Annotated in this window: 21 protein-coding genes; 13 read left to right on the top strand and 8 right to left on the bottom strand. The window is 30.4% G+C overall.

Annotated features, from left to right (window positions below; genetic code table 11):
• The first annotated feature begins 90 nt into the window (after positions 1 to 90).
• The gene (locus I6U51_RS07700) at positions 91 to 447 is read left to right on the top strand and encodes a DUF3307 domain-containing protein (protein WP_211142099.1); all 357 of its coding nucleotides are present in this window, start codon (positions 91 to 93) and stop codon (positions 445 to 447) included.
• A gap of 455 nt (positions 448 to 902) precedes the next feature.
• Here the strand turns inward: I6U51_RS07700 and I6U51_RS07695 are convergent, their stop codons facing one another.
• A complete protein-coding gene (locus tag I6U51_RS07695) occupies positions 903 to 1,892 on the bottom strand; it encodes a biotin--[acetyl-CoA-carboxylase] ligase (RefSeq protein ID WP_211142098.1) in 990 nt (329 codons plus the stop codon).
• 168 nt (positions 1,893 to 2,060) lie between these two features.
• Complete coding sequence (locus I6U51_RS07690) at positions 2,061 to 2,231, bottom strand: hypothetical protein (protein ID WP_211142097.1); 171 nt, start codon at positions 2,229 to 2,231, stop codon at positions 2,061 to 2,063.
• Positions 2,232 to 2,402: 171 nt separating this feature from the next.
• On the opposite strand from I6U51_RS07690, the gene I6U51_RS07685 reads away from it, so the two are divergent.
• From I6U51_RS07685 to I6U51_RS07670, 4 genes are all read left to right on the top strand, one after another.
• Positions 2,403 to 2,624 carry a helix-turn-helix domain-containing protein gene (locus I6U51_RS07685; RefSeq protein WP_211142096.1) on the top strand — a complete coding sequence of 74 codons (222 nt, stop codon included), beginning with the start codon at positions 2,403 to 2,405 and terminating at the stop codon, positions 2,622 to 2,624.
• Between the two features lie 135 nt (positions 2,625 to 2,759).
• A complete protein-coding gene (locus I6U51_RS07680; protein ID WP_211142095.1) occupies positions 2,760 to 2,963 on the top strand; it encodes a hypothetical protein in 204 nt (67 codons plus the stop codon).
• A gap of 30 nt (positions 2,964 to 2,993) precedes the next feature.
• The gene (locus tag I6U51_RS07675; protein WP_211142094.1) at positions 2,994 to 3,905 is read left to right on the top strand and encodes a ribonuclease Z; all 912 of its coding nucleotides are present in this window, start codon (positions 2,994 to 2,996) and stop codon (positions 3,903 to 3,905) included.
• A gap of 311 nt (positions 3,906 to 4,216) precedes the next feature.
• Complete coding sequence (locus I6U51_RS07670) at positions 4,217 to 5,506, top strand: NCS2 family permease (RefSeq protein WP_211142093.1); 1,290 nt, start codon at positions 4,217 to 4,219, stop codon at positions 5,504 to 5,506.
• Between the two features lie 198 nt (positions 5,507 to 5,704).
• On the opposite strand, the gene I6U51_RS07665 is transcribed toward I6U51_RS07670, so the two are convergent.
• Complete coding sequence (locus I6U51_RS07665; protein WP_211142092.1) at positions 5,705 to 9,805, bottom strand: AAA domain-containing protein; 4,101 nt, start codon at positions 9,803 to 9,805, stop codon at positions 5,705 to 5,707.
• Positions 9,806 to 10,273: 468 nt separating this feature from the next.
• Between I6U51_RS07665 and I6U51_RS07660 the strand changes: the two genes are divergently transcribed.
• The 6 genes from I6U51_RS07660 to I6U51_RS07635 all read left to right on the top strand — a co-directional run bounded on the left by I6U51_RS07660 (position 10,274) and on the right by I6U51_RS07635 (position 16,801).
• A complete protein-coding gene (locus I6U51_RS07660) occupies positions 10,274 to 11,296 on the top strand; it encodes a substrate-binding domain-containing protein (protein ID WP_211142091.1) in 1,023 nt (340 codons plus the stop codon).
• A gap of 264 nt (positions 11,297 to 11,560) precedes the next feature.
• Entirely contained in the window at positions 11,561 to 13,102 is a 1,542-nt protein-coding gene (locus I6U51_RS07655; protein ID WP_211142090.1) for an ABC transporter ATP-binding protein, read from the top strand.
• On the top strand, positions 13,092 to 14,195 hold the full coding sequence (locus I6U51_RS07650) for an ABC transporter permease (protein ID WP_211142089.1): 1,104 nt from the start codon (positions 13,092 to 13,094) through the stop codon (positions 14,193 to 14,195). Before I6U51_RS07655 ends, I6U51_RS07650 begins: the two co-directional genes overlap by 11 nt.
• Positions 14,188 to 15,114 carry an ABC transporter permease gene (locus I6U51_RS07645; RefSeq protein ID WP_211142088.1) on the top strand — a complete coding sequence of 309 codons (927 nt, stop codon included), beginning with the start codon at positions 14,188 to 14,190 and terminating at the stop codon, positions 15,112 to 15,114. Before I6U51_RS07650 ends, I6U51_RS07645 begins: the two co-directional genes overlap by 8 nt.
• A 141-nt stretch (positions 15,115 to 15,255) precedes the next feature.
• The gene (locus I6U51_RS07640) at positions 15,256 to 16,479 is read left to right on the top strand and encodes an MFS transporter (RefSeq protein ID WP_211142087.1); all 1,224 of its coding nucleotides are present in this window, start codon (positions 15,256 to 15,258) and stop codon (positions 16,477 to 16,479) included.
• A gap of 169 nt (positions 16,480 to 16,648) precedes the next feature.
• On the top strand, positions 16,649 to 16,801 hold the full coding sequence (locus tag I6U51_RS07635) for a hypothetical protein (protein ID WP_211142086.1): 153 nt from the start codon (positions 16,649 to 16,651) through the stop codon (positions 16,799 to 16,801).
• Between the two features lie 21 nt (positions 16,802 to 16,822).
• On the opposite strand, the gene I6U51_RS07630 is transcribed toward I6U51_RS07635, so the two are convergent.
• From I6U51_RS07630 to I6U51_RS07615, 4 genes are all read right to left on the bottom strand, one after another.
• The gene (locus I6U51_RS07630; RefSeq protein WP_211142085.1) at positions 16,823 to 18,742 is read right to left on the bottom strand and encodes an ABC-F family ATP-binding cassette domain-containing protein; all 1,920 of its coding nucleotides are present in this window, start codon (positions 18,740 to 18,742) and stop codon (positions 16,823 to 16,825) included.
• A 184-nt stretch (positions 18,743 to 18,926) separates the two neighbouring features.
• A complete protein-coding gene (locus I6U51_RS07625; RefSeq protein ID WP_211142084.1) occupies positions 18,927 to 19,322 on the bottom strand; it encodes a response regulator in 396 nt (131 codons plus the stop codon).
• A 22-nt stretch (positions 19,323 to 19,344) separates the two neighbouring features.
• Entirely contained in the window at positions 19,345 to 19,710 is a 366-nt protein-coding gene (locus I6U51_RS07620) for a hypothetical protein (RefSeq protein WP_211142083.1), read from the bottom strand.
• A 14-nt stretch (positions 19,711 to 19,724) separates the two neighbouring features.
• Positions 19,725 to 22,391 carry a CHASE4 domain-containing protein gene (locus I6U51_RS07615; RefSeq protein WP_211142082.1) on the bottom strand — a complete coding sequence of 889 codons (2,667 nt, stop codon included), beginning with the start codon at positions 22,389 to 22,391 and terminating at the stop codon, positions 19,725 to 19,727.
• A 191-nt stretch (positions 22,392 to 22,582) separates the two neighbouring features.
• On the opposite strand from I6U51_RS07615, the gene I6U51_RS07610 reads away from it, so the two are divergent.
• A complete protein-coding gene (locus I6U51_RS07610; RefSeq protein WP_211142081.1) occupies positions 22,583 to 24,028 on the top strand; it encodes a DEAD/DEAH box helicase in 1,446 nt (481 codons plus the stop codon).
• A 313-nt stretch (positions 24,029 to 24,341) separates the two neighbouring features.
• Positions 24,342 to 24,512: a zinc-ribbon domain-containing protein gene (locus tag I6U51_RS07605; protein WP_178908663.1), complete on the top strand. Its 171-nt coding sequence runs from the start codon at positions 24,342 to 24,344 to the stop codon at positions 24,510 to 24,512.
• Positions 24,513 to 24,837: 325 nt separating this feature from the next.
• Here the strand turns inward: I6U51_RS07605 and I6U51_RS07600 are convergent, their stop codons facing one another.
• Complete coding sequence (locus I6U51_RS07600) at positions 24,838 to 25,296, bottom strand: DUF441 domain-containing protein (protein WP_211142080.1); 459 nt, start codon at positions 25,294 to 25,296, stop codon at positions 24,838 to 24,840.
• Between the last annotated feature and the right edge of the window lie 24 nt (positions 25,297 to 25,320).

Below are 25,320 nucleotides of genomic sequence, written 5' to 3'. Positions count from 1 at the left end.
GAGTATTGGATAAATAGCTTGAATAGCATCTTATTTAATGCAATAATATTTATAGAAATTTATAATGAGTAATTAAATAGGGGATTAGATATGAAAATATATATACTACTAGTATTTTCACATATTGTTGGAGATATATTTCTGCAGAGAAATGCTATTTTAAGTAGGCTTCTTAAAGGAGGAGATCTATCAAAATTAAAGAGACAAGCTTTGAAATATTTAGCTTTACATGCAGCATTATATAGTTTACCAATTGGGTTAACCTTGATATTTTTTCAATCATTTAATATATATAGATTTTTAATAATTTTTCTAAGTCATTTTGCTATTGATTATGTAAAATGCTATATGATTAGATATAAAGAGATGTCTTTAGAATTTGTTATAGTTAACCTAATTGACCAGTTGATGCATATTGGAGTACTATTCGTTGTTGTAAATTTATAAATAAGTTTTTAAGATTTGTGATGGCGTTAAATATAAGATAAAATTTAGATATATGGAATATAATATGCAAACTTTTAAGCCTTATATAGATTTCTTAACTATAAAGTTGACTTATTCCTTCATTAGAAGCCTTGTATATCAATGTATTTAATTAAGAATAAGCCAACTTTTAAGCACATTTATCTATATAGAAGTACTAGGCCGAAAGTTAACTTATACCCCGGGATATGTTTCCAAAGCTTCAGTCCGTTAAAAACTTTTAGCCAATCTAAAGCTTAAGTTTTAGACGACCTAAGACTTAGATAAACTCGCTACGCTCAGACACTATCTAAGTTCTAAGGTTGTCTTAAAACTCTTCGCTAAGATTGGCACAAAGTTTTTAAATCTACCTTCAGCCTTTGGAAACATATCCCTTTATATAAGTTAACTTTCGGTCCCGGTCCTATTACCCTATACTAAGGTGTATAATTTCCATTAAGACCTCTTATAGAAACTTCTCCGCATATTACTTCTTCTACAGACCCATCAGGGTATTGAACTATTAGTTCCCCGGTATTGCTTAAATTAATAGCTTTTCCAAAGTGTTCTTGATTTCTTTTTATAATTCTTACTTCTTTACCAATTAAAATAGAATTTTCTCTACAAATTTTTATAGAACTTTCAATGCTATTTTTATGTATAATCTCATCATATAGAGCTTCAAAATTATTTAATAAATTAGTAACTATTTCTTTTCTGTTTACTTTAGTTCCTATTTCACAACTTAGGGAAGTAGCTATGTTCTTTAATTCTTCAGGAAATTCTTCTTTATCTATATTAACGTTTATACCTATACCCATAACTATATAATTTACCTTATTTATTTCTCCACTCATTTCAGTAAGTATTCCACAAACTTTTTTGCCATTCAAGATTATGTCATTTGGCCATTTAATATAAGTTTGTATACCAAGTTCACTAAGAGTTTTAACTACAGCAGCTGCGCCTATTTGAGTTACCATAGCAACACTCTGTGGATCTATGTCTGGTTTCAACACAATAGACATCCAAATTCCTTTATATTTAGGAGATGTCCAAACACGCCCAAGCCTGCCTCGGCCTAAAGTCTGTTCTTCACTTATAATAACAGTACCATTGCTTAAATGATTTGCCAATTCTTTTGCCTTATTATTTGTTGACTCAATGGTCTGAAAGTACATAATATTTTTTCCTATATACTTGGTATTTAAACTATTACTTATTTCTTCAAAGGTCAATAAGTCTGGAGATGATAGTAGTTTATAACCTCTTTTGGAGATAGATTCTATATGGTATCCCTCTTCTTTTAAAGCATTCATGTATTTCCATATAGCGGTACGGCTAACTCCAAGCTTTTCACTTATTAATTGTCCAGATATAAAATTTTTCTCATTCTCTCTGAGCAAATGGAGAATTTTATCTTTCATAAAAACCACCTCTTTATTTTGTCTAATACATTATACTACAAAAAAGTAGAATATGTCTGCAGAGGAATAGAAAAACAAAGGACATACTTTTTTAAGTATATCCTATATCTTGAAGGTAAATACATATTATATATGAATAGCAATACATTATGTTATATATAACAAGGTTTATTGATTGTGTGATAGTTTGGAACGTTTGGTAAATTTGTTGCCGTTTTCATGGGAACCAATTTTTTCACCATTTATTATTCCTATATTAGCACCATCTTTTGGGTACATTTTTCTAAGTTCAGCATTGGATTTTTGGTCTGTCTTTAAGTGGCTTTTATTGTTATCCATTTGAGCACCTCCACATAAATTATATACAATAATAATTTACCCTTTTGGCTTAAAATATATTCTTTTATTTAGGACAAGTTGGTTCTAAAATAGTAAAATTTGCTATAACTTTTAATAAAAAAGAGTTATAATTGTATTAAGGATTTTCATAACTGAATAGGGGGTTTTCTTATGTTAAATGGCAAAAAAATTCGTGAAATTAGATTAAACCTTGGATATACAACCTTGGATATTCAAAATCTCACGAAAGACAAAAAGTATAAAACTTCTATTTCAAAATCTTATTTAGAAGAACTTGAGAGAGGGGATAAGAAAAATCCGAGTTTTGATAAAGTTGTTGTCCTTGCAAGAATACTAGGATGTAAAGTTGATGATTTGATAATAAGTGCTTAGAAAGCTAGTAGGAAATATATTTGTAAAGCTGCAGTATAAAAATAAAATGCAGCTTTATTTTATTAAATAAAAAATCCTTAATAGTATAAAAGATTTTTCAACGGAAAATCTAATATAAGAAGGAGTTGATTTATTATGAGCAAAAATTATAAAAAAGATTCAAAAACAGATTTTGGAGATTTACCAAGTAACTATATTGTTAATGCTGGCAAAAAAATGATTGAAAATAAAATTATTTCAGAACAGATTAAAGAGGATAAGGATGGTAACTGTACTATAGGTGGATATAAAATAGAAGCTAATGCATGCAGTATGTTAAAGGATGATTATAAAGTTTAAATAATTTAATTTTGAGAGAGGGATAAGTTTATGCTTGATGTTTGTTTACTTGGATGTGGGGGAAGCATGCCTGTACCAAATAGATGTCTTACATCTATGATTGTATCCTACAAAGGTAGAAAAATTTTAATTGATTGTGGTGAAGGTACTCAAGTTAGTTTAAAAATTCTTGGTTGGGGACTTAAATCAATAGATGCTATATTATTTACACATTTTCATGCAGATCATATTGCAGGACTACCAGGATTATTGCTCACAATAGCTAATTCAAATAGAATAGATCCTATCACAATAATAGGGCCACAAGGTTTATGGGAGATAGTAAATGGTCTTAGGGTAATAGCACCTGTACTTCCTTATAAGATTGACTTATTGGAGATGCATGGACAAGGAAAGGCTTCAAAAAGTCTTAATGGGTTCAATATAAATATAATATCTGTTCAGCATACAGTACCTTGTTTTTCATATTCAATAGAGGTGCCAAGGGTTAGAAAATTTGATAAAGATAAGGCTCTTAAAAATAAAATACCAGTAACTCTTTGGAATAGATTGCAAAAGGGTGAAGAGGTTCAAAGCGATGGCAGATGGTTTACACCAGATATGGTTTTAGGAGAAGAGCGAAAAGGGTTAAAAATATCTTATTGTACTGATACGAGACCAGTAGAGGAACTAAAGGAATTTATAAAGAATTCTGATCTTTTTATATGTGAAGGTATGTATGGAGAAGATAGCTATATAGAAAAGGCATTAGAAAATAATCATATGCTTTTTTCAGAAGCTGCAACATTAGCAAAAGAGGGAGAGGTTAAGGAATTGTGGCTTACTCACTACAGTCCGTCTTTAATATCGCCAGAAGATTATATTGAAAATGCGACCAATATTTTTCCAAACACAGTATTGGGAGAAGACAGACTTATTAAACATCTAACATTTGAAGACTAAATATGTAGGATTACTAAATCGAAAGTCAACTGACCGCCTAGTAACTCAATATATGCTATGAGAAAAAGAATAAGTCAGTATATTTTATATGACTTACTCTTTTTATTATAGATGAAAGTTTAAATCAATACGAACATTACATAATAAGATTATATAAAAAAGTATTATATTTAAGTATGTTAGAAAGTAAATGCAAAATATAATTAGTATTTATGGTTAAAACGTTCGTAAAAAATGTTGACTTTTAAATAATCCTTTGCTAATATGTACAAGGACAAAAAATTCTACAAAATATTACAAAGGAGAAATTTATGGAATCATATTTTAAACTTAGAGAAAATGAAACTAATATAAAAACCGAAATTTTAGCAGGTATAACTACATTTATGACTATGGCTTATATATTAGTTGTAAACCCAAGCATTTTATCTCAAACAGGAATGAACTTCGGTGCAGTTTTTACAGCTACAGCATTAGCTGCAATTGTATCAACACTACTTATGGGTATATATGCAAAACTGCCCTTTGCGCAAGCGCCAGGAATGGGGATAAATGCATTTTTTGCATTTACAATAGTAATTGGAATGGGACATACATGGCAGTTCGCTTTAACAGCAGCTTTTTTGGAAGGAATTATATTTATTATTCTTACAATATTTAATGTTCGTGAAGCTATAATTGATTCAATACCGGTAAATGTAAAAAAAGCAATTTCTGTAGGAATAGGATTGTTTATTGCATTTATAGGTCTTGAAAACGCAGGTATAGTTGTACATCCTAAGTCAGGAACAATAGTGTCATTAGGAAATGTAACCAGCGGAACAGCATTACTTGCTATAATAGGTGTTATATTAACTGGAGTGTTACTAGCGAGAAATATAAAGGGAGCATTACTTATAGGTATAGTTGTTACAACAATTATAGGTATACCTATGGGAATAACAAAACTGCCAAATGCAGTTTTTAGCATGCCTCCAAGCATTAGTCCAATATTTTTAAAGTTTGAATGGAATCATATTTTTACTGCAGATATGTTTATAGCATTGTTTACTTTATTGTTTATGGATATGTTTGATACAATCGGAACTTTAGTTGGTGTTGCAACAAAAGCTGGAATGTTAGACGAAAAGGGGAATGTTCCAAGAGCAAAAGAAGCATTGATGTCAGATGCTATAGGAACTACGTTAGGAGCATGTTTTGGTACTAGTACAGTGTGCACTTATGTGGAAAGCGCTTCAGGTGTTGCAGCAGGTGGAAAAACAGGACTAACAGCTGTATCAACTGCTGTAATGTTCATGCTTGCTTTGTTCATATCACCTTTATTTCTCATGATACCATCAGCAGCAACAGCACCGGCATTAATACTAGTGGGACTATTTATGTTATCACCAATAAAGGAACTAGACTTAACAGATTTTACGGAAGCTATACCAGCTTTCTTAACAATAATTATGATGCCTTTAGCTTACAGTATCTCTGATGGTCTTATTTTTGGAATAGTATCATATGTAGCATTAAAGGTACTAGTAGGTAAGGGGAAAGAGGTAACAATAACTACTTATATAATAGCAGCACTGTTTATACTTAAGTTTTTCGTATAATCTAGGGAGTAGGCCGAAAGTCAACTTATGTCGCGGGATATGTTTTAAAATCTACCTTCAGCTTTGGAAACATAGCCCTCTGTATAAGTTGACTTTCTAGTTATTTTCTTTATAAAATAATTTAATGTTTTAGTAAGAATTTTTATATAACAAAGACCTGAAAACCGTAGTTTTCAGGTCTTTGTTATATAAGTAGAATTATTCCACAGTATATGCAGCTTCTTCAAGGTATGCTTGTGCTCTAGCATCAGCTGCTGGTTTAATACCTAAGCTGTCTAATTGTGAATAAAGTCTTTCCATAGTTTCCTCTGATTTATAGTAGAATTGACTTTCTCTTATAATAAAGAATTTCCAGCCAACTCTCTGAAGAGTCATACGTCTATTGTGAATTTCTTCCCAGTTTAGTGCATAAGCTGTATCTTCGCTGCAGCAATCTATTGCAAGCCTACTGTTTAATCCCTCAACCACAAAGTCTATTTTGTACTTGCCAATAGTTACATTGGATTTTACATCATAATTTTTACTCCTCAACAGACTAAATATATCCTTCTTAAAACCAGAAACTAATATGTTTTCATCCCTAGAAGCAAATGTATACTTTTTGCTAGAGTCTAAACAGTAACTAAGCAATTCTGCTCTTACACATTTAGGATTTAAATCTTCCAAATCAACAGAATGGAATAAAAACATTTGGTTTTTAGCTCTGCTGGCTGCAACATTGAATCTTCTTATATCAGACTCTTTGGTTAAAGCTGTGAATTTTGCGTTATTAGCTATAACAAGGGATAAAAACATGATATCTCTCTCATCACCTTGGAATGAATAGGCATCTCCACATATTAATTTTCTTTCAATCATTTTTTCAATACCTATTTTTTCTTTAAGCAAGTTCTCGATTAATTCACTTTGTGACTCACCAAGCAGGGAGATAACACCCATAGTCATGTCTTTGTATCTTGGATCATCGCAGCATTCAACTATCTTTTCTACAAGAGCCTCAGCTTCTTTTTCATTTATATTTTTAGAGTTGTCCTTATTGCCGGATACCTTTATTGCATAAACTTCTGGTTTAAAAGTATGCCTATTTTCAGGACATCTAAGAGGTATAATCTCACCTGAATAACATAAGTTATTGCTGAAACCTATAATGTCAGGTGCACACCTAAAGTGTTCCTTAAGCACCAATCTACTAGGGAAAACTCTTAAAGCAGTGTGGTATAAACTTGTTTTTAAATCAAACCATTCTTTGTGAGGTACATCTCTTAGATATCTATGAATAAGGTTTTCCACCATTTCGTTATCTTTTCCTATAGCTTCAGGGCTTATTTGGCATTCATCACCTACAATAACTGCTCGGGTACCTCTTAATAATGCTGTTATTGCAGATATATCACTTTGGCTGCTCTCATCAACTATAACTACATCAAATATATTCTTTTCAAGCTTAATGTTTTCGATTACTTTATTTAACGGCATAATCCAAACAGGAATAACTTCCTTACAGTTTTCCATCTCTCTTTGGGCTAGCTTTCTGTATTTTGCAGCTTGCTTTCCGGTACCTTTACCTATTCTTTTTATAGATTCTAGCCAGGTGAAAAGACTTCTTTTTTGAGATTCAGTAGTTCTCATTATTTGGCTATACCAGGTCTTTTTAGCTACAATCTCTTTAATTAGCATCTTTTCTCTAAGTTTTTCAGCTTCTATATCTTGTTCTATTTGTTCAGGACTCAATTTATAAACTTCATTTAACAGAGAACTTCCTGAACGCCATTTCCATGCTTCCTCCCAATTATTATACAAAAGGTTTAGAGTATTATTTTCCCATTCATTTAATAGCTTTTTTACAAACAAAGGACAGGTTTCTTCTAATTTATTTAAGTATCTATCTATTTGATCACCGGTATCTTTAAGTTCTCTTAACTGCCATAGGTTATCATATAATTTTCTAACCTTTGTTTTGTCATACTCAGCTATCCAATCAGATGCTTCATTTAATAACTCATTATTTAAAAACATTTTCCTTATATTTTCAATATATTTACTCAAGTCTTCATATTCTCTTATATACTTAATAGATTGAAGTCCTTTTAATAGGTAGTTTATTGAATCTTTTTTACAAAGGTTTAATTCGATAGGGAGTTTAATACCTTCTATAAGCTTATTAATTGGATTTACATACTCTTCTTCCCAGTTTATAATAGCTTCTATTTCTAATACATTTTCCGCAATAACATTTAGAAAATTGCTATCAGAATTATTTACGAGTTTTCCACCATATTCTTTAACAGTGTTGTTCCATAAGTTTTTTAAGCTTCTTTCTAAAAGCTCTTTTTCTAAGGATTTATTGAAAATATTACACTGCTCTTTTGATATAATAGGCCTATAATCCACTTCGCAGCTTTCTAATATATAATTTATATTATTATGAAGGAGCTTAAACATAGCACTAGGTTTACCTTTAGATTCTATGTATTTAGAAATAACTTGGAAATCTGTCTGAAGTTTATATATATCTAAATTGCTTGGAATCTTTATGTTATGTGAATTAATAATTTGTTTTATAACATTAATTTGTTTTATGTGGTTGTTTATATTTAATATAACATCAGGCCAGAACTCCCTTGAGACTTCTGTATTATAATAGGACTTCATTATTGATTTAAGCCAGCTGCTTTCAATTTCTTCAATCTTAGCTTTAGCATTAATACATAGCTTCAATAGTTCTTCGAGATCACTATTATTTATACTGATTTTCCATAAGTCTATAATTCTTCTATACTCTTCAATATTTGATTCTAATTTATTCATTTTATCAAGTTTTATATTCAGTTCTTCATAGGATGGAAGCTTGCATAGTATATCTTTTACCTTATTAAGTTTATCAACCTCTATCTTTTTTGTTGATTTCATATGATGAATTAGTCTATTAAATTCTTCTGATGATAAAGGACATTTAGTTTTTATCTGTATTTCATCATCAATCCAAGAACAAACAGAGCTATTTTCTCTTATCCATCTTGAAAGTTCTGTAAGAGTAAAGGTTTCATTTTTATAATTTACAGTTTTATTTTCGAAAGACTCAGCTTCTTTCAAATCATGCATAAGGTTTGCTATGTGTTCTCTACATTTTTTAAGCTCTTCTTCTAGTGGGACAACTTCCTTTAAAAGAGCGTTAGAATCTAAAGATAAATTTTCTGTAATCTTTCTTACAGATTCATCAAGGTCTTTTAAAGCTTTGGCATCGCTACCAAGCAAGCTAATACATAAAGATTTTATTTCATCCGGTATTTTATCAGATAGAACTTTTAAAGCTTTATCTGTCTGGCTGGTAACAAGGACTCTTTTTCCATGGGCCATAAGATGGCATATTAAATTTGCAATAGTATGGCTTTTACCAGTTCCAGGAGGACCTTGAACTACAACACCAAAATTTTGAGCAAGTCTTCTTGTTATTTCTTCTTGTTCTTCGTTGGCTGGAAGAGGGAATAATACATCCTTACCGACAAGATCCCATTCTCTATTATTTAAATTATTTTCTGTAGCACCACTTTCTTTAACTAAAGCTTCCACAGCTTTAGGAATAGGGTTTCCTTCATCTATATAATCTAGTATATTATTTAATTCTGAATCCCAAAGCCTTGTATCGATGTTTCTGAGTATTATGCATGGAGCATTATAAATTACAGGATTAGTAGATATATCTAATGAAGATAAAGATACAATATCTTCATTTACTATATTTGTTATACCTTCTTTGTTTAAACAATTTAAAAGACTTATTGAAATATCGTGAACTTCACTAAGGTTTAGAACATCTACTCCAGAATTTTTTATTTCTAAATTTAAATCTAATATTTTATGTAAATTAGGTAGGTCTAGCCCTTCTAAAATACCAATCTCTAAATTAGTAATATTATTATAAGGAACTAAACTGAAAACAGCATTTCTTGCATCAAAGTTTAAAGACATCTTTGTTGTAAATATAGGGTGAAGTATCTTTTCGTTATTTACTTCCCAGCTTAAAATGCTATGTCCCCAAACTATCTCTAGGTCTTCACTATTTTTTTCTAACGTAGAGTATATTTTAAAAAGGATATTATAAAGTTCACTGCAGTCTTTATTTACATACAGCCAATTCTCATCTTCTTTTTTGCTTAAGATACATCCTTTTTTATTAAGAAGGTCAGTTTCAGCAATTACTTTTTCATATTTTGAAACATCCCGTATTATTTTCTTGTCCATATTTTTAATACTCAGTAAATATAAAAATATGTTTCTTATTTTGTCTTGTGTACTCAAAATAAAACCTCCATTTAATGTAAAATAGAATTACATTTTATTATATCATATATACAGTAATTTTGGAGAAGTATTTGGCTATAATTTGCATATAATTTTATATAGTCAAAGGAAATAAAAACTTAAAGTTACTGATGTGTTTTTCACAATAATTATTTATTATTTTTTTTATAAGTCCTTAGGGTATTGAAATAGATAAATATAAATTGTAAAATTATAGAAAGGACATATGTCATTTTTATTGACATATATAAAATGTAATAATCATTATAAAGAGACTTTAGAATAACATATATTACGAAGAAATTTTATATGATTTAAAAAAAATTGTATTGAACTTTGTCGTAACATGTTGTATATTAAATATGTAAGCGCTAACATATATTATTATTCATATTTTATATTAATTTATGAAATATAAATAATAATAAATGAACTAAATTTCATAATTGGAAATGAGGTATTTAAGTGTCAGCAACAATTAATGATATTGCTGGAAAAGCGGGAGTATCTTTGACTACAGTATCTAGAGTTTTAAATGATTCTGGATATGTAAAAAAAGAAACCAAGATTAGGGTATTAAAAGCAATTGAAGAATTAAACTACACTCCAAGCGCTATAGCAAGAAGTTTATCTAAAAGCAAGACCAATACTATAGGAGTACTAATACCAGAAATAAATAATCAATTTTATGGTGAAGTTATAAAAGGTGTTAGTCAGGTAGCAGATGAATGTGGATTAAATATAATTCTTTGTAATACTGATGAAAATATACAAAAAGAATTAAAAGCTTTAAAGCTTTTAAAAGAACAGAGAATTCGGGGAATAATAATTGCTCCAACATCTGTGGAGGACGATCAGAATGGTGAGTATTTAAAGACAATTGAACAATTAGGAATTCCTGTAGTCTTGTTAGATGGACATGTAAAGCATTCAGATTTTAGCGGAGTTTTTGTTGATAATATAAAAGGCGCATTTGATGGTACGGAAGCACTAATAAAGGCTGGCCATAAAAAAATAGCTATAATTACTGGTCGTATGAATTCTGATGCGGCACAAAATAGGCTAATAGGATATAAAAAAGCTTTAGCTATTAATAATATAGACATTGATGATAAGTATATTCTGTTTGGAGATTATGGACAAGAATCAGCCTATAGATGTACTAAAGAAATAATAGAGATGGAAGATAGACCAACGGCTATTTTTATATCTAGTAATAAAATGACAATTGGATGTGTTAAAGCAATTCGCAGTCATAAGTTAAGAATACCTGAGGATATTGCGATAGTGGGATTTGATAAAGTAGACATACTAAATTCTCTAGGTATGAATATCAGCTTTATAGATGGACCTACAACAGAATTAGGTATAGCTTCTATGAAAATTTTAGTAGAAAATTTAAAGGGCAAACAAGACTCTAAAGTAAAAAATATTACTCTTATACCAAAACTTGTTCTTAAAGGGTCAGAAAAATTTATAGAAAAGTAGATGTGAATTTGAATAGATTCGCATTTTAAAAAAAATAAGTATGTAAACGCTAACATACTTATTGATATAAAATAATTATATTAATTAAAAACTGTTTCTATGGGAAAAATAAAAAATATATTTTTAATTAATGTACTATAAATTTAGATTTTTAGTACTAGAAAAAGAAAAAAATTAAATCTTTTAATAAATTTTATGTGGAAGGAAGGGAGGATACGGCTATTAATCTATTAATTTTTGGTAGATTATGGCAGTGGGTGCATTATGGAGAAAGTAATAGAAATGAAGGGTATAACTAAGGTTTTTCCCGGGACTATTGCAAATGAAGATGTTGATTTTGATTTGCTAAAGGGTGAAACGCACGTTTTACTTGGAGAAAATGGTGCTGGAAAAACCACACTAATGAATATACTGTATGGTTTATATCAACCAGAAAAAGGTGAGGTATATGTAAATGGTCAACTTGCTAAAATAACAAATCCTAACGATGCTATAAAGCTTGGTATAGGTATGGTTCACCAACATTTTATGCTTGTAAATAACTTTACTGTAGCAGAAAATATAGTTTTAGGAAGAGAACCTAAAAAAGGACTTAAAATTGATATTAATAAGGCAATAAAAGATGTTGAAGAAATATCTAAAAAATATGGATTTTCTATTGATCCTAAGGCTGTTATAGAAAATATATCAGTAGGCCAACAACAGAAGGTTGAAATATTAAAAGCTTTATACAGAGGTGCTCAGATACTAATACTAGACGAACCTACAGCTGTTCTAACACCTCAAGAGATTGATGAACTTGCAGTTATAATAGAAAACCTTAAAAAAGAAGGAAAATCTGTAATTCTTATAACACATAAATTAAAAGAAGTTATGAAAATGAGTAATAGAGTTACTATAATAAGACGTGGTAAGGTTACAGGAATAGTTAAAACTTCAGAAACTAATATAGATCAATTAGCTGAGCTTATGGTAGGAAGAAAGGTTAACTTAGTAGTTGACAAAGAACAAGCAAAGCTAGGTAAAGAAATATTAAGAGTTGAAAATTTAGTTGCCAAAGATAGCAGAGGATTAAATGTAGTAGATGGTGTTGATATTACTGTTAATGCAGGCGAAATAGTAGGTATAGCTGGTGTTGACGGTAATGGGCAATCAGAATTTATTGAAGCTATAACAGGTCTTAGAAAACCTGAAAGTGGAAAAGTAGTGTTAAGCGGCAAAGATATATATGGAAAAAGTACAAGAGAAATTATAGACAGCGGTCTAGGACATATACCAGAAGATAGACATAAAAGGGGACTTATATTAAAATACTCACTATTTGAAAATGGTATATTGGGACTTCAACATAAGAAACCTTTCAGTAAAGGTATAGTAATGGATTATAAGGCTATAAGAAAACACTGTAAAAAACTTATAGAAGAGTTTGATGTTAGAACTCCTAGCGACGAAGTTAATGCTTCAGCATTATCTGGAGGAAATCAACAGAAGTTTATAGCAGCAAGAGAAATATCTAAAGATCCAGAGCTTTTAATTGCATCGCAACCAACAAGAGGGGTGGATGTCGGAGCCATAGAATATATACACAAGAGACTTGTACAGGAAAGAGATAATGGTAAAGCAGTACTCCTAGTTTCACTTGAACTAGACGAAATAATGGCTCTTTCTGATAGAATCGCTGTAATGTATGACGGAAAAGTAGTAGATATTTTAGATAGAAAGGATGCTACGGAACAGAAATTAGGTATACTTATGGCCGGAGGAAGCTTAAGCGAAGCAAAAAGAGAGGTGAAAGATGTTGAATAAAGAAAAAACTAATGCAATTAATAACCCTTTAAGTGATTCACTTAAAGCTATCGCTTTCCCTTTATTTTCTATAATTGTTGCTATATTTGTATCAGTATTTTTCGTTATGTGGGCTAAAGGCTATGGAATAACAGAATACTTCTCAGCTTTAGGAGATCTTTTTAGTACAATATGGAATGGAAGCTTTGGTGATACAAGAAAAACACTTGAAACAATGGTATATGTAACACCACTTATATTTACAGGTATAGCTAATGCTATAGCATTCAAATGTGGACTATTTAACATAGGAGTTGAAGGTCAGTTTGTAATGGGCATGGTTTCAGCAGCTGTAATAGGTTTAATACCAGGATTAAGCCCTATAGTACACATACCACTTATAATAATAGGAGGTATAATAGCAGGAGCAATTTGGGCTGGTATACCTGGGTATTTAAAAGCCAAAATAGGAACAAACGAAGTTATTAATACAATAATGATGAACTATTTAGGATTATATTTAGCAAACTACATTATATTAAGATCAAAATTTGCTGTGCAAGGAGAGGCAAATACTCCGCTAATACAAAAGAGTGCGGAACTTTTAAGATTTAGCGGTATGAGCAGAGCAAATATAGCACTTATAATAGGTATATTAGTTGCAATATTTATTTACTGGTTACTTTGGAAAACAACAGTAGGCTATGAAATAAGAGCCGTTGGAATAAACCCACATGGTGCAGAATACGGCGGAATAAATATATCAAAAAATATAATTTTAGCAATGGTTCTATCTGGAGCTATAGCTGGGGTTGGTGGAGCAACTCATATATCAGGTGTGCTGCATCAAGCACAAGACATGATGGCATTTCCGGGCTTTGGATTTGATGGTATAGCAGTTGCACTTCTTGCGAAGAATAATCCTGTTGCTTGTATACCTTCAGCAATTCTTTTTGGAGCACTTAATAGTTCTTCAAAAATGCTTCAGTTGAATGGAATACCAAAGGAAATAGTTTATTTAATACAATCAATAATAATTATATTTGTTGCAACAGACTATATTGTTAAATACTTCTCAGAGAGAAAGAAGAGGAAGGTGTTAATCAATGGATAGTGTTATGATAATTGGATTAATAGCTGCGACTTTAAGAACAGCAACACCTTTAATATTTGCAGGTCTTGGAGGAGTTTTCTCTGAGAGATCTGGAGTTGTTAACATAGGGCTTGATGGTATGATGACAATGGGTGCTTTCTTTGCAGTATTTGGAACATATGTATCGGGAAGTCCAGAGATAGGTGTAATATGTGCAATACTAGCAGGTATGGCTATATCCTTAGTGCATGCATTTTTAAGTATACATTTAAAAGCGGACCAGGTTATATCTGGTACAGCAATAAACCTTTTTTCATCAGCATTAGCAAGCTTTCTTATATTTAAGATATTTAAAAAGGGTGGTCAAACAGATATAGTTGCAGCCCTTCCATATAATATACCAGCTTCAGTAAAGGCTATTCCTATAATTGGGCCATTACTTGCAAGTATAAACTGGTTTGTTATAATAGCAATAATATTGGTATTTGTATCTCACTATGTATTGTTTAAAACTCCTTTAGGTCTTAGAATAAGATCCGTTGGAGAACATCCAAAAGCAGCAGATACACTAGGAATAAATGTTTATGCTATGAGATATTTATGTGTAATAATATCAGGAGCTTTGGCAGGACTTGGTGGAGCTGCACTTGTTGGAGTAACACCAGTATATAGAGAAGGAATGGTAGCAGGACGTGGATTTATAGCACTAGCGGCTATGATATTTGGTAACTGGAAACCATTTGGTACAATGTGGGCATGTATGTTATTTGCCTTCGGAGGATCCTTCCAAATATTTGCGCAAGGTTTCAGCTGGCACTTACCAACTGAGTTCTATTCAAGTATACCATATATACTTACAATGCTTGCTTTAGCAGGTTTTGTAGGAAAAACAACAGCGCCAGCAGCAGATGGTGTACCATACGAAAAAGGACAGAGATAATTTATAAAGCATAGAGCAGCGAGCTCTATGCTTTTTTAAAATTATTTGAAAAATATATAGGAAAGGATGTATTATATATAATGTAGTAAGTTAATTATGGAGATACATTAGCTTATATAAAATAATAATTAGGGTGAAGTTATGAGGGGAAAGAAAGATCAACAAAGAATTTCAAAAAATGCAGTACTATATTTTTATACTATAGCATTTTATTATATATCCTTGGGAGCTTTCAGTATGCTTCAAGGAATATACATAAAAGAGTTAAATTTAGGAGAAGGCTATCTAGGTTTAATATTAAGTTCAAGAATATTAGCTACAGCGGCCTTTTCAATTCCAGCTGCTGTAATTGTTAATCGATGGGGAAAGAAAAAGGCGATACTTCTTGGAGTGTTTTTAGTTCCTGTAACATCAATGCTTCAAGGGTATTTTGAAAACAGCTTATTAATGATAATATTTGCTGTTATACAGGGATGTGCCATGGCCTTTTTAATGGTTGCAGAGGGGCCATTTTTTATGGAAAACGGAACTCCAAATAACAGGCTGAAACTTTTTAGTTATTCTTTTGCGGATAACGTTTTTGCAACTATGGTAGGATATTTTATTTCTGGACATGTTTCTGAAAAGCTGAATATGATTATGGGCTCTATAGTTTCTCTAAAATATTCAATAGTTTTATCTGCTTTGATGGGTCTAGTAGCTTGTATATTTGCAGCAATGATTAAAGATAAGAAAATAGTAGCTCAGAAAGCAGAAAGTAATTTTTATAAGAATGCTGTAAGTCTTATAAAGGAGAAAGGTCCACTGAGATTTATTATATATAACTTTATAATAGGTTTTGGTGCAGGCCTTGTAGTACCATATTTTAATGTATATTTAAAGTACAAGGTAAATACAAGTACAAATCAAATAGGAATAATTATGTCCTTAGCTGAGGTAGCGATGGGAATAGGGGGGCTTATAACCCCTATAATTGCACAAAAACATGGAAAGGTTAAGACTATAATAGTATGTCAAATAGTTTCTGTTCCATTTTTAATGCTTATAGCAGTACCTCCATCATTAATAGTTGTATCCCTTGCATTATTTGTCAGGAATGCTTTAATGAATATGTCCGGACCAATAGTAAATAATATGGCTATGGAACTAGTACAAGAACATCAAAGATCTGTCTTTGCAAGTATAAATAATATATCTAGTAATTTGAGCAGAGCATTAAGTGCTGTTATTGCTGGATTCATAATGAAATATTTCGCTAACGGATATGAGATACCATATTTTATAACTGCTGTTATGTATGTTGCAGCTACATTATACTTTTATAAATCCTTTAAGACCTTTGATGTCAAGGTTAAGAAGCTTTAAATCATAGGGATAAAGCTGAAAGTTAATTTCCTATGATAGAAACCATTAGTTTAAAAGAATTTAAAATTAATATAATAAAAGTATAAACTAGAAGGTGAAAATGTTATATAATATAGCTTGATATAAAAAATACATCAGTAAAAATCAAAGTTACTAAAGGAGCAAAACAATGTCAGATAAAAATATTGAAATGATGAAAAAAATAATTGAAGCAAAAAAGAATAAAAGTTCTCAGCAAGGGGCTTTAAGACCAGAAAAAAATATTGGTGGAAGCAGAAAAGCTATTAAAAGTGGTAAAACAGGTGGCCTTTTTGATAAATAAAAAAACCCATAAAGGGTTTTTTTATTTATCTATTTTTTGTGACTCAATTTTTTCAGCTAATTCATTTAAATAGGTCCATCTTTCAATTGAATAATCAAGTTTCTCAGATAGCTCTTCCTTTTCAGATAATAGTTTTTGAAGAGCGGCATAGTCACTTCCAGCAGAATTTATTTTATTATCGATATTTACAATTTCATTTTCTAAGGTTGATATTATTTCATCTATTTCATCAAACTCTTTTTGCTCTTTATAAGTGAACTTTAATGGTTTGTTCTTTTTTCTTTCTTCTTTATTCAGATTCTTATCTTCCTTTTTGGTGTTATCTTCTTTTTCATAGGCAGCTTCAGTTTTATACTTTTCCATATACTCAGAGTAATTACAAACGTAGTGATCTATATTGCCATTGCCATCAAAAACCAATAATTTTTCTGATACTTTATCTAAGAAATATCTATCGTGTGATACTACAATTACAGTACCTTCAAATTCTTCTAAATAGTCTTCCAGTATGGTTAAAGTCTGAATGTCTAGGTCGTTGGTTGGTTCGTCTAGTATAAGTACATTAGGTGCTTCCATGAGGGTTCTAAGCAATTGAAGTCTTCTTTTTTCTCCACCAGAAAGCTTGGATATAGGAGTCCACTGCATATAAGAATCAAATAGAAAATTTTCAAGCATTTTAGATGCGCTTATGAGTTCACCTTCAGAATTTTTTATGAACTCGCCGCCTTCTTTCACATATTCAATTGCTCTTAAATTTCCATTAACTTCTATACCTTCTTGAGAAAAATATCCTATTTTAACTGTTTCTCCAACTATAACTTCACCGCTATCCGGTGGGATTTTTCCTATACATATATTAAGTAAAGTGGATTTTCCCATGCCATTAGGTCCTATTATACCAACTCTGTCACCTCGAGAAAAAATATAACTAAAATCTTTTATCAATGTACGTTCTCCAAAGCTTTTGCTTATATGGTTAACTTCCATAACTTTTTTACCAAGTCTTGTACTAGAAGCGGAGATTTCTATTCTGTCTTCTACCATATCGACTTTACTGTTTTGAAGCTCTTCGAATCTTTGTATTCTAGCCTTTTGCTTAGTAGATCTAGCCTTGGCACCTCGCTTAATCCATTCAAGTTCTCTTCTTAAAGTATTTTGACGTTTAGATTCAACAGCTTTTTCAAGCTCTTCTCTCTCTAATTTCTTTTCTAAAAATGTACTATAGTTGCCAGTATAGCTATATATGTTTCCGCTATGAAGCTCCCATATTTTATTTGTTACTCTATCTAAAAAATATCTATCATGAGTTATCATAAGAAGAGAGGATTTTCTGTTATTTAAATACTTCTCAAGCCATGCAACGGTGTCGTTATCAATATGGTTTGTAGGTTCATCTAAAATCAACAGGTCTGAAGGTGTAATTAAAGCAGAAGCTAAGGCTATTCGCTTTTTCTGTCCCCCTGACAAAGTAGATATTTTAGCACTGAAATCATATATTCCAAGCTTAGTAAGTATTGTTTTAGCGTCACTTTCTAACTGCCAGGCATTAAATGCATCCATTTGCGAAGTTAGATTTAAAAGCTTTCTTTGAAGCTCTTCATTCTTTTCATCTTGTTCTAAGGCTTTAACAGTACCTTCATATTCTCTTAAAAGTTTCATTACAGGAGTATCATCTTTAAAAATTTGCTCAATAACAGTAGCATTTTCGTCAAAAAAACTCTGCTGAGGTAAATAACTAATCTTTAAATTATTTGAAGAAATTATATTTCCTTTTTCATAGACTTCGTTGCCAGCAATAATTCTAAGAAGAGTAGATTTTCCAGTACCATTTATACCTATAATACCTATTTTTTCACCTTCATTTATCGCAATAGATATGCTATTTAAAAGCACTTTTTCTCCATAGCTTTTATATATATTTTCTAAAGACATTAAATTCATTAAATCACGTATCCTTTCTCGGCTATATTAAAATCAAATACAATATAAATTATTTAAACAACATATATAAAAGTATATTGCTTAAAACAATTTTTTTCAATCAAATCATTATGAAAAGCGTAAATAATAAAAAGGGGTAAAGTCTACCCCTTTTTCAATCTATTGAAATAGCACCTTCAATAGGTTAAGCTTCTATATCTGATATATTTAAAACAGAGTTAATTCTATTTATAAGTTCTAATTTCTTAACGGGCTTTTTTAAATAGCATTTTATTGATAATTTTTTTGCTTCTAGAATGCTATCAAGTGCAACTTTTTCTGTGAGAATAATTATGGGAATATTATTATATTTAGGATTCATTTTAAGATTTTCAATTAGTTTTAATCCATCCTCATTATGTAAAACTAAATCCATAATAATTAAATCAACAGCTATTCCAAATTCCTCTATTTTGCTAAGCATACCCCATTCACTGCCTGCTTCCACTACAGTTGCACCTTCATGCTCAAGCATGATTTTAATTTGAAGTCTTATAGTACGTGAGTCTTCAACAATCAGTATTTTCTTATTGTTAAGCATGTCCGAATCCTCCAATTTAATTCTAAAGTTCAATGCCATTTTGATGGAAAAATTCTTTTATATCCTTTTCTGCTTCATTAAATAATTCATTAATAGTATTAATTCCACAAGTAGCTTGTTCACATTTATTGTTTTTTAATTGGTTATCCAGGCTTAGAGAAGTATAATATATATCTTTTATATTAAGGCTAATTGAAGTGCCTTTAATATTATGAATTATTCTTTCAAGGCTAGCATAATCTTCTTTAGCACATAGAGTTTCACTTTTATATATATTTTCCTTCATTTCTAAAAAGTATTCTGAGTACAAAGTAGATATTGTAGTTAAATCTACTTCCATATCCTTAGCTAATCCTTCAATATCATATCTACAAGATACAGTTTCCATGTGTGCTGTTCCTCCTATAGTTTACTATATTTTATTTTCCATTTATTGAATATGTCACAAAGATTTTGAATCTTTACTGGTTTAGAGATATAATCATCCATACCAGAAGATAAACACTTTTCTCGATCACCTTCCATAGCATTTGCAGTCATTGCAACTATTATAGGGTGATATCCTAAAGTTGGCTCAAGCTTTCTGATAGCTTTTGTAGTATCGAAGCCATCCAACTCAGGCATTTGGCAATCCATAAACATTAATGAATATCTTTGCGTAGATATCTTATCTAGCGCTTCTTTGCCATTGGAAGCAATGTCAACATTAATTTCAAGTTTCTTTAACTGCATAAAGGCAAGCTTTTGATTTATAGGATTATCCTCAACAAGTAAAATTTTACCTAGAGCTTTTTTTTCATAGTTATTATCAATAACAGCTAACTTACTTATTTGTTTAAGTTTTAAAGACTTTAGTATGTTAGCATCCTTCAACTCTTCAGATGGATGTTTTTCTTTAGCTATGTTTAAGTATTCGAAGGTTATATTGAACTTAAAAGTAGTACCTTTACCTAGTGTGCTCTCTAACATTATGTTACCTTTCATAAGGTCAATAATTCCTTTTGATATGGATAAACCTAGACCAGTACCTCCAAATTTTCTTGTTGTAGAACCATCAGCTTGAATGAAAGGTTTAAATAATTTTTCTATTTTATCTGGCTCAATTCCAATACCTGTATCGCAAACTTCAAAATCAACTACAGCATAGCTTTCAGTTATTTTATTTAAAAAAGCTTTAATAATAACTTCTCCGCTATTTGTAAATTTTATAGCGTTGCCTACTAAGTTTAATAGAATTTGACAAAGTTTATCTCCATCACCTATAATTGTTGGTATTTCAGGAGAAACATGTGTTATTAATGAAAGTTTTTTTTCATAGGCCTTAACAGCCATAATGTCGGCAACACTTTTTATAACAGAATCTAAATTAAACTCAAAGTGGTTTAAAGTCATTTTACCAGCATCAATTTTTGAATAATCTAATATATCATTTATTATATTTAATAACAATCTGCCAGCACCCTCTATTGAAGAAACTATTTCTTTTTGCTTATCATTTAGTTGTGACTTTGTAAGTAATTCTGTCATACCAATTACAGCATTCATAGGAGTTCTTATTTCGTGAGACATATTAGCAAGAAAAATACTTTTTGCTGCATTTGCGCTTTCAGCAGAATCTCTTGCCAGTATTAATTGATTTTCAACTTCCTTTAACTCGGTTATATCTTTAAATAACGCTATGCAATAGTTTTCTTCAGGACAATATGCAGATACAAGATAACACTTATTATTTATTGGTGAATTTAATTCAAACTTAATTTTTTCGCCATTAATTACAGTACGACTTAACAACTCTTCCCAGCTAACTATAGAATTTTCGAATTTAAATTTTATATCTTTAGCTTTTTTGCCAATAATATTTCCTTTTTCTATACCAATTATTTCTTCAAAGGCAGAATTAACTTCCATAAATATATAATCAACAGGATTTTTTTCATTATAAACCACTTTACAATAAACAAAGCCGTCAACTAGGCTTTCAAAGAGATGTCTATACTTATGTTCACTTTTTTGTAATTTACGCTGAAATAGTTCTAATGCTTCCAACATAGCATTTGATATATTCATTAAATAACCTAGTTCATCTTGCCTGCTACTTGGAAATCTAATAGACAAATCCTTACTTTTTGAAATTTTTTTTGCGATATCACTAAAGGATTTTAGCGGTGAAAGCACAGATTTTTCTAAAAATATGAAAATGATTAAACACAATATCATAGCGACAACAAATAGAGAAAATGTAAAAAATTTAATACTTGAAACAGCTTGATTATATATTGGTCTAGGAGTAGTAACTTTTAAAAGTAAAATTGGACTATTATTAATATCTTTAATTATTGAATAACCGGAAATTTTATTCTCATCTAAAGCCTTAATAAAGACTTCTTGTCCCTTTTTCAAGTTGCTATAAGCATAGGAAAAGTCTTTAGGTAAAGAATTATTATATATTTTTTTTATGTCAAGAGATAAGCCAGTAGTATGTGATATTCTTTTTATTTCATCATAATTTAGATATTTGCTCATAACAACAAATCCTCTGCTGGTTCCTGAACCATCACTATGTAGTATAGGCTTGGCGGCAACAAGTGAGGGACCCTGAGAAGTCATAATTATTCCATTTACATTATGATCGCTATTAAGACGGTTAAAAAAGTTATCTGATAAAACAATTTTTTTAAAATCATCTGGAATGTCAAAAGGTTTTTTGTTTTCTAAATCATATCCCTTGCTAAAAACGATATTACCAGAATAATTTATAAATATAATTGAATTAATGTCTAATTGAGTAAAGATAGAATCTCCTAAGTTAGAACGAATATACTGATAATTTTTGTCCTCAATAAACTCATAGGTGTCATCCCAATTTGACCAATCACTTACAGAAATATTGAGGGCGACAACATCATCTTTAAGTACACTCATAGCCTCATAAACATTGTTTTGTATATATTCATTTTCAAGATGAGAAAAACCTCTTCCTATAATATTTGTAGAAATAACGTATAATAATAAAATCAAACATAAAAATGTAAAAGATATAATATAAATAGTTTTTTTACGTAAGCTCATTTTTTTCTCCTTGTGAAATACATTGTAAATTAATAATTCTTTTGATTATAATTTATCATATTTTTTTATGTAAATATACTGGTGTATTTGGATAAAATTAATATAAAAAGAGACTATTTTGATTTTGTATGGTACACTTATTTTTGTTAATCCTAATTAAGTAGCAATAATATATGACGTGAGGTAGAGAAATGGTTGAATTAAATTTTAAATCCTTAAATATAAGTGAAGAAATATTAAAATCTTTAGAAATGCTTGGATATAAATATCCATCAGAAGTGCAAGCACAAGTGATACCGCTAGCGCTTCAAGATAAGGACATAATAGTTAAATCTCAGACAGGAAGTGGAAAAACAGGAGCCTTTGCAATTCCTATTTGTGAAAATATAGAGATAGAACAGAAAAGAGTGCAAGTATTAGTGCTTACACCTACAAGAGAGCTAGCTATACAAGTAAAAGAAGATATAAATAATATAGGCAGATTTAAAAGGATAAGGAGTGTTGCTGTTTTTGGTAAACAGCCAATTAGCGAACAAACAAGGCAATTAAAACAAAGAATTCATGTTATTGTTGGAACCCCAGGAAGAACCTTAGATCATATCGAAAGAAAAAACATTGATTTAAGTGATGTAAAGTATCTAATAATAGATGAAGCTGATGAAATGCTAAACATGGGATTTATTGAGCAAGTAGAAACGGTTATAGATGCTTTACCTAGAGATAGAGTTACTATGCTATTTTCTGCAACGATGCCAGAAGAAATTGAAAGGTTATGTCATAATTATATGGTTAATCCCATTAAAATAGAGATAAATCCTGAAAGCCTTACCGCAGAAAAAATACGTCAGGTATACTATGAGGTTGAAAATAACAAAAAGTTCAATCTTCTCAATAAATTGATATATACAGAAAGGCCAGATAGTTGTATTATTTTCTGCAGTACAAAAGACAACGTGGACAGTTTAGTACAAAGGATGCAAAGCAGGGATTATTCCTGTAATAAGTTACATGGAGGAATGCTTCAAAAGGATAGAATAGATACAATTCAAAAATTTAAAAGAGGCGAGTTTAGTTTTTTAGTAGCTACAGATGTTGCAGCAAGAGGAATTGATGTAGAAAATATTACACACATTATAAATTATGATATACCGATGGAAAAAGAAAGCTATGTTCATAGAATAGGAAGAACGGCCCGTGCTGGAAAACAAGGTAGTGCAATAACTTTTGTAACTTCAAGTGAGTATAGATTTTTAAGGGATATTGAGGATTACATTGATTTAAATATAGATAAAGGGGAAATACCTTCTGAAGAAGCTGTAGAGGAAGGAAAAAACACATTTAATAAAAATGCTAAAAATAAGAAACCGATAAAAGGCAACAAGAGTGATAAGCTAAACAAAGAAATCATGAAGTTGTACATAAATGCTGGAAAAAAGAAAAAAATAAGGGCAGGGGATATTGTTGGCGCAATTACTAGTATAAATGGAGTTACAGCTGAAAATATCGGTATAATAGATATTCAAGATAATTTCTCTTACATTGATATATTGGATGGAAAAGGTAAATTAGTGCTTGATGCACTTCAGCAAACTACTATAAAAGGTAAAAATGTTAGAGTGCAAAAAGCAGCAAAATAAAGTGAAACTAAACTTCAGGTGGTATTAGAGCGGATAGCCATTGAATAAATTTACATAAATTAGGAATGATATCAATGAGTTATATATTTGAATTAAAATATATAAAAAAAGTATAACAAAATTTTCTAAATCAAAAAAAATTTACATTTAACTATTGCGCATTATTTGATAATGTGGTACTATGAATGCGTGTGAGTGATTAGATAAAATCTGAGCACAGAAAAAGATTTAATATGGTGAACAACATTTCCTCTTTTCAGGAATTTATTGTTATCAATTTTTAAATCTTATAATTAAAAGGAGGAATGTTGAAATGGCAGATAAGACATTAGTATGCAAAGATTGTGGAAAAGAATTCGTATTTACAGAGGGCGAGCAAGCTTTCTACAAAGAGAAAGGATTCGAAAATGAGCCACAAAGATGTGCTGATTGTAGAAGAGCTAGAAAGCAACAAAACAACAGCAATAGAGGATTCAGAAGATAATACATTTGAATGTATTAACCCTATAAGGTTTAAACCTTATAGGGTTTTTTATATTATGTGTCCAGTTAAGGCATCTGAAAGAAAATAACAAGTCAAAGATGCGACGGATATTTTGTGTCAGACAAGGAGAAAGGTTCCGCAGATAGCCGACCCTATCTAAGGGTTCTGCCGACGCAGTATGACACAAAATAGACTAGTAGATTGACTAGTTATTTTCTTGAAGATGCCTAATAGTAATTTGGTAAACAATTATTGGATTTTGTTAAATATTTAAGAAATTTTAAAAAAGTTATTGTAGTATTAAAAACATTTTTATATAATGTTATTAATTTTTAAATATTGCATTAATTAGCCGTACAATTTCGTAGGCAATACCAGAAGCAATAAGTGGGCCAACAGGCACTCCGCCTAGAAGTGCTACACCTATAATAGATCCTAATATTACTCCAGTTAAAACATCAACACTGCCTTTTAAGAAGCTAACTCCTTGAGCTGCTAGCATGACAACGGCTACTCCTACAATAAATGATACAAGCCCATTAAGATTTAGTAGACTTTTTATGTTTGGAGTAAGTGAATTTTCAGCTTTAATTAATGGAACAAGCATCCACATCATCAAAAATATCATTCCTATGTCTAGAAAGTATTTTTCGATGAAATATATGGATTTTTGGTTATTGATAAGTGATACTACAAATATAACGAATGCTGCAATGGAGAGGTTTTTGTTTTTAGTAACAAAAGAGATGATAATTAGAAAAAATATCACAACTTTATAAAACATCAGTTACACCTTCAAAATGTTGCT

It is taken from the genome of Clostridium aciditolerans (genome assembly GCF_016316925.1).
GTDB lineage: Bacteria > Bacillota > Clostridia > Clostridiales > Clostridiaceae > Clostridium_AM > Clostridium_AM aciditolerans.
Note: the sequence above shows the minus strand (reverse complement) of the source record. Positions and strands in the feature narration are given on the sequence as shown.

Excerpts from the sequence above, each read along its gene's own strand:
- I6U51_RS07700 (WP_211142099.1), top strand. The coding sequence starts at position 91 with ATGAAAATATATATACTACTAGTATTTTCACATATTGTTGGAGATATA.
- I6U51_RS07695 (WP_211142098.1), bottom strand. The coding sequence starts at position 1,892 with ATGAAAGATAAAATTCTCCATTTGCTCAGAGAGAATGAGAAAAATTTT.
- I6U51_RS07690 (WP_211142097.1), bottom strand. The coding sequence starts at position 2,231 with ATGGATAACAATAAAAGCCACTTAAAGACAGACCAAAAATCCAATGCT.
- I6U51_RS07685 (WP_211142096.1), top strand. The coding sequence starts at position 2,403 with ATGTTAAATGGCAAAAAAATTCGTGAAATTAGATTAAACCTTGGATAT.
- I6U51_RS07680 (WP_211142095.1), top strand. The coding sequence starts at position 2,760 with ATGAGCAAAAATTATAAAAAAGATTCAAAAACAGATTTTGGAGATTTA.
- I6U51_RS07675 (WP_211142094.1), top strand. The coding sequence starts at position 2,994 with ATGCTTGATGTTTGTTTACTTGGATGTGGGGGAAGCATGCCTGTACCA.
- I6U51_RS07670 (WP_211142093.1), top strand. The coding sequence starts at position 4,217 with ATGGAATCATATTTTAAACTTAGAGAAAATGAAACTAATATAAAAACC.
- I6U51_RS07655 (WP_211142090.1), top strand. The coding sequence starts at position 11,561 with ATGGAGAAAGTAATAGAAATGAAGGGTATAACTAAGGTTTTTCCCGGG.
- I6U51_RS07650 (WP_211142089.1), top strand. The coding sequence starts at position 13,092 with ATGTTGAATAAAGAAAAAACTAATGCAATTAATAACCCTTTAAGTGAT.
- I6U51_RS07645 (WP_211142088.1), top strand. The coding sequence starts at position 14,188 with ATGGATAGTGTTATGATAATTGGATTAATAGCTGCGACTTTAAGAACA.
- I6U51_RS07640 (WP_211142087.1), top strand. The coding sequence starts at position 15,256 with ATGAGGGGAAAGAAAGATCAACAAAGAATTTCAAAAAATGCAGTACTA.
- I6U51_RS07635 (WP_211142086.1), top strand. The coding sequence starts at position 16,649 with ATGTCAGATAAAAATATTGAAATGATGAAAAAAATAATTGAAGCAAAA.
- I6U51_RS07630 (WP_211142085.1), bottom strand. The coding sequence starts at position 18,742 with ATGAATTTAATGTCTTTAGAAAATATATATAAAAGCTATGGAGAAAAA.
- I6U51_RS07625 (WP_211142084.1), bottom strand. The coding sequence starts at position 19,322 with ATGCTTAACAATAAGAAAATACTGATTGTTGAAGACTCACGTACTATA.
- I6U51_RS07620 (WP_211142083.1), bottom strand. The coding sequence starts at position 19,710 with ATGGAAACTGTATCTTGTAGATATGATATTGAAGGATTAGCTAAGGAT.
- I6U51_RS07615 (WP_211142082.1), bottom strand. The coding sequence starts at position 22,391 with ATGAGCTTACGTAAAAAAACTATTTATATTATATCTTTTACATTTTTA.
- I6U51_RS07610 (WP_211142081.1), top strand. The coding sequence starts at position 22,583 with ATGGTTGAATTAAATTTTAAATCCTTAAATATAAGTGAAGAAATATTA.
- I6U51_RS07605 (WP_178908663.1), top strand. The coding sequence starts at position 24,342 with ATGGCAGATAAGACATTAGTATGCAAAGATTGTGGAAAAGAATTCGTA.
- I6U51_RS07600 (WP_211142080.1), bottom strand. The coding sequence starts at position 25,296 with ATGTTTTATAAAGTTGTGATATTTTTTCTAATTATCATCTCTTTTGTT.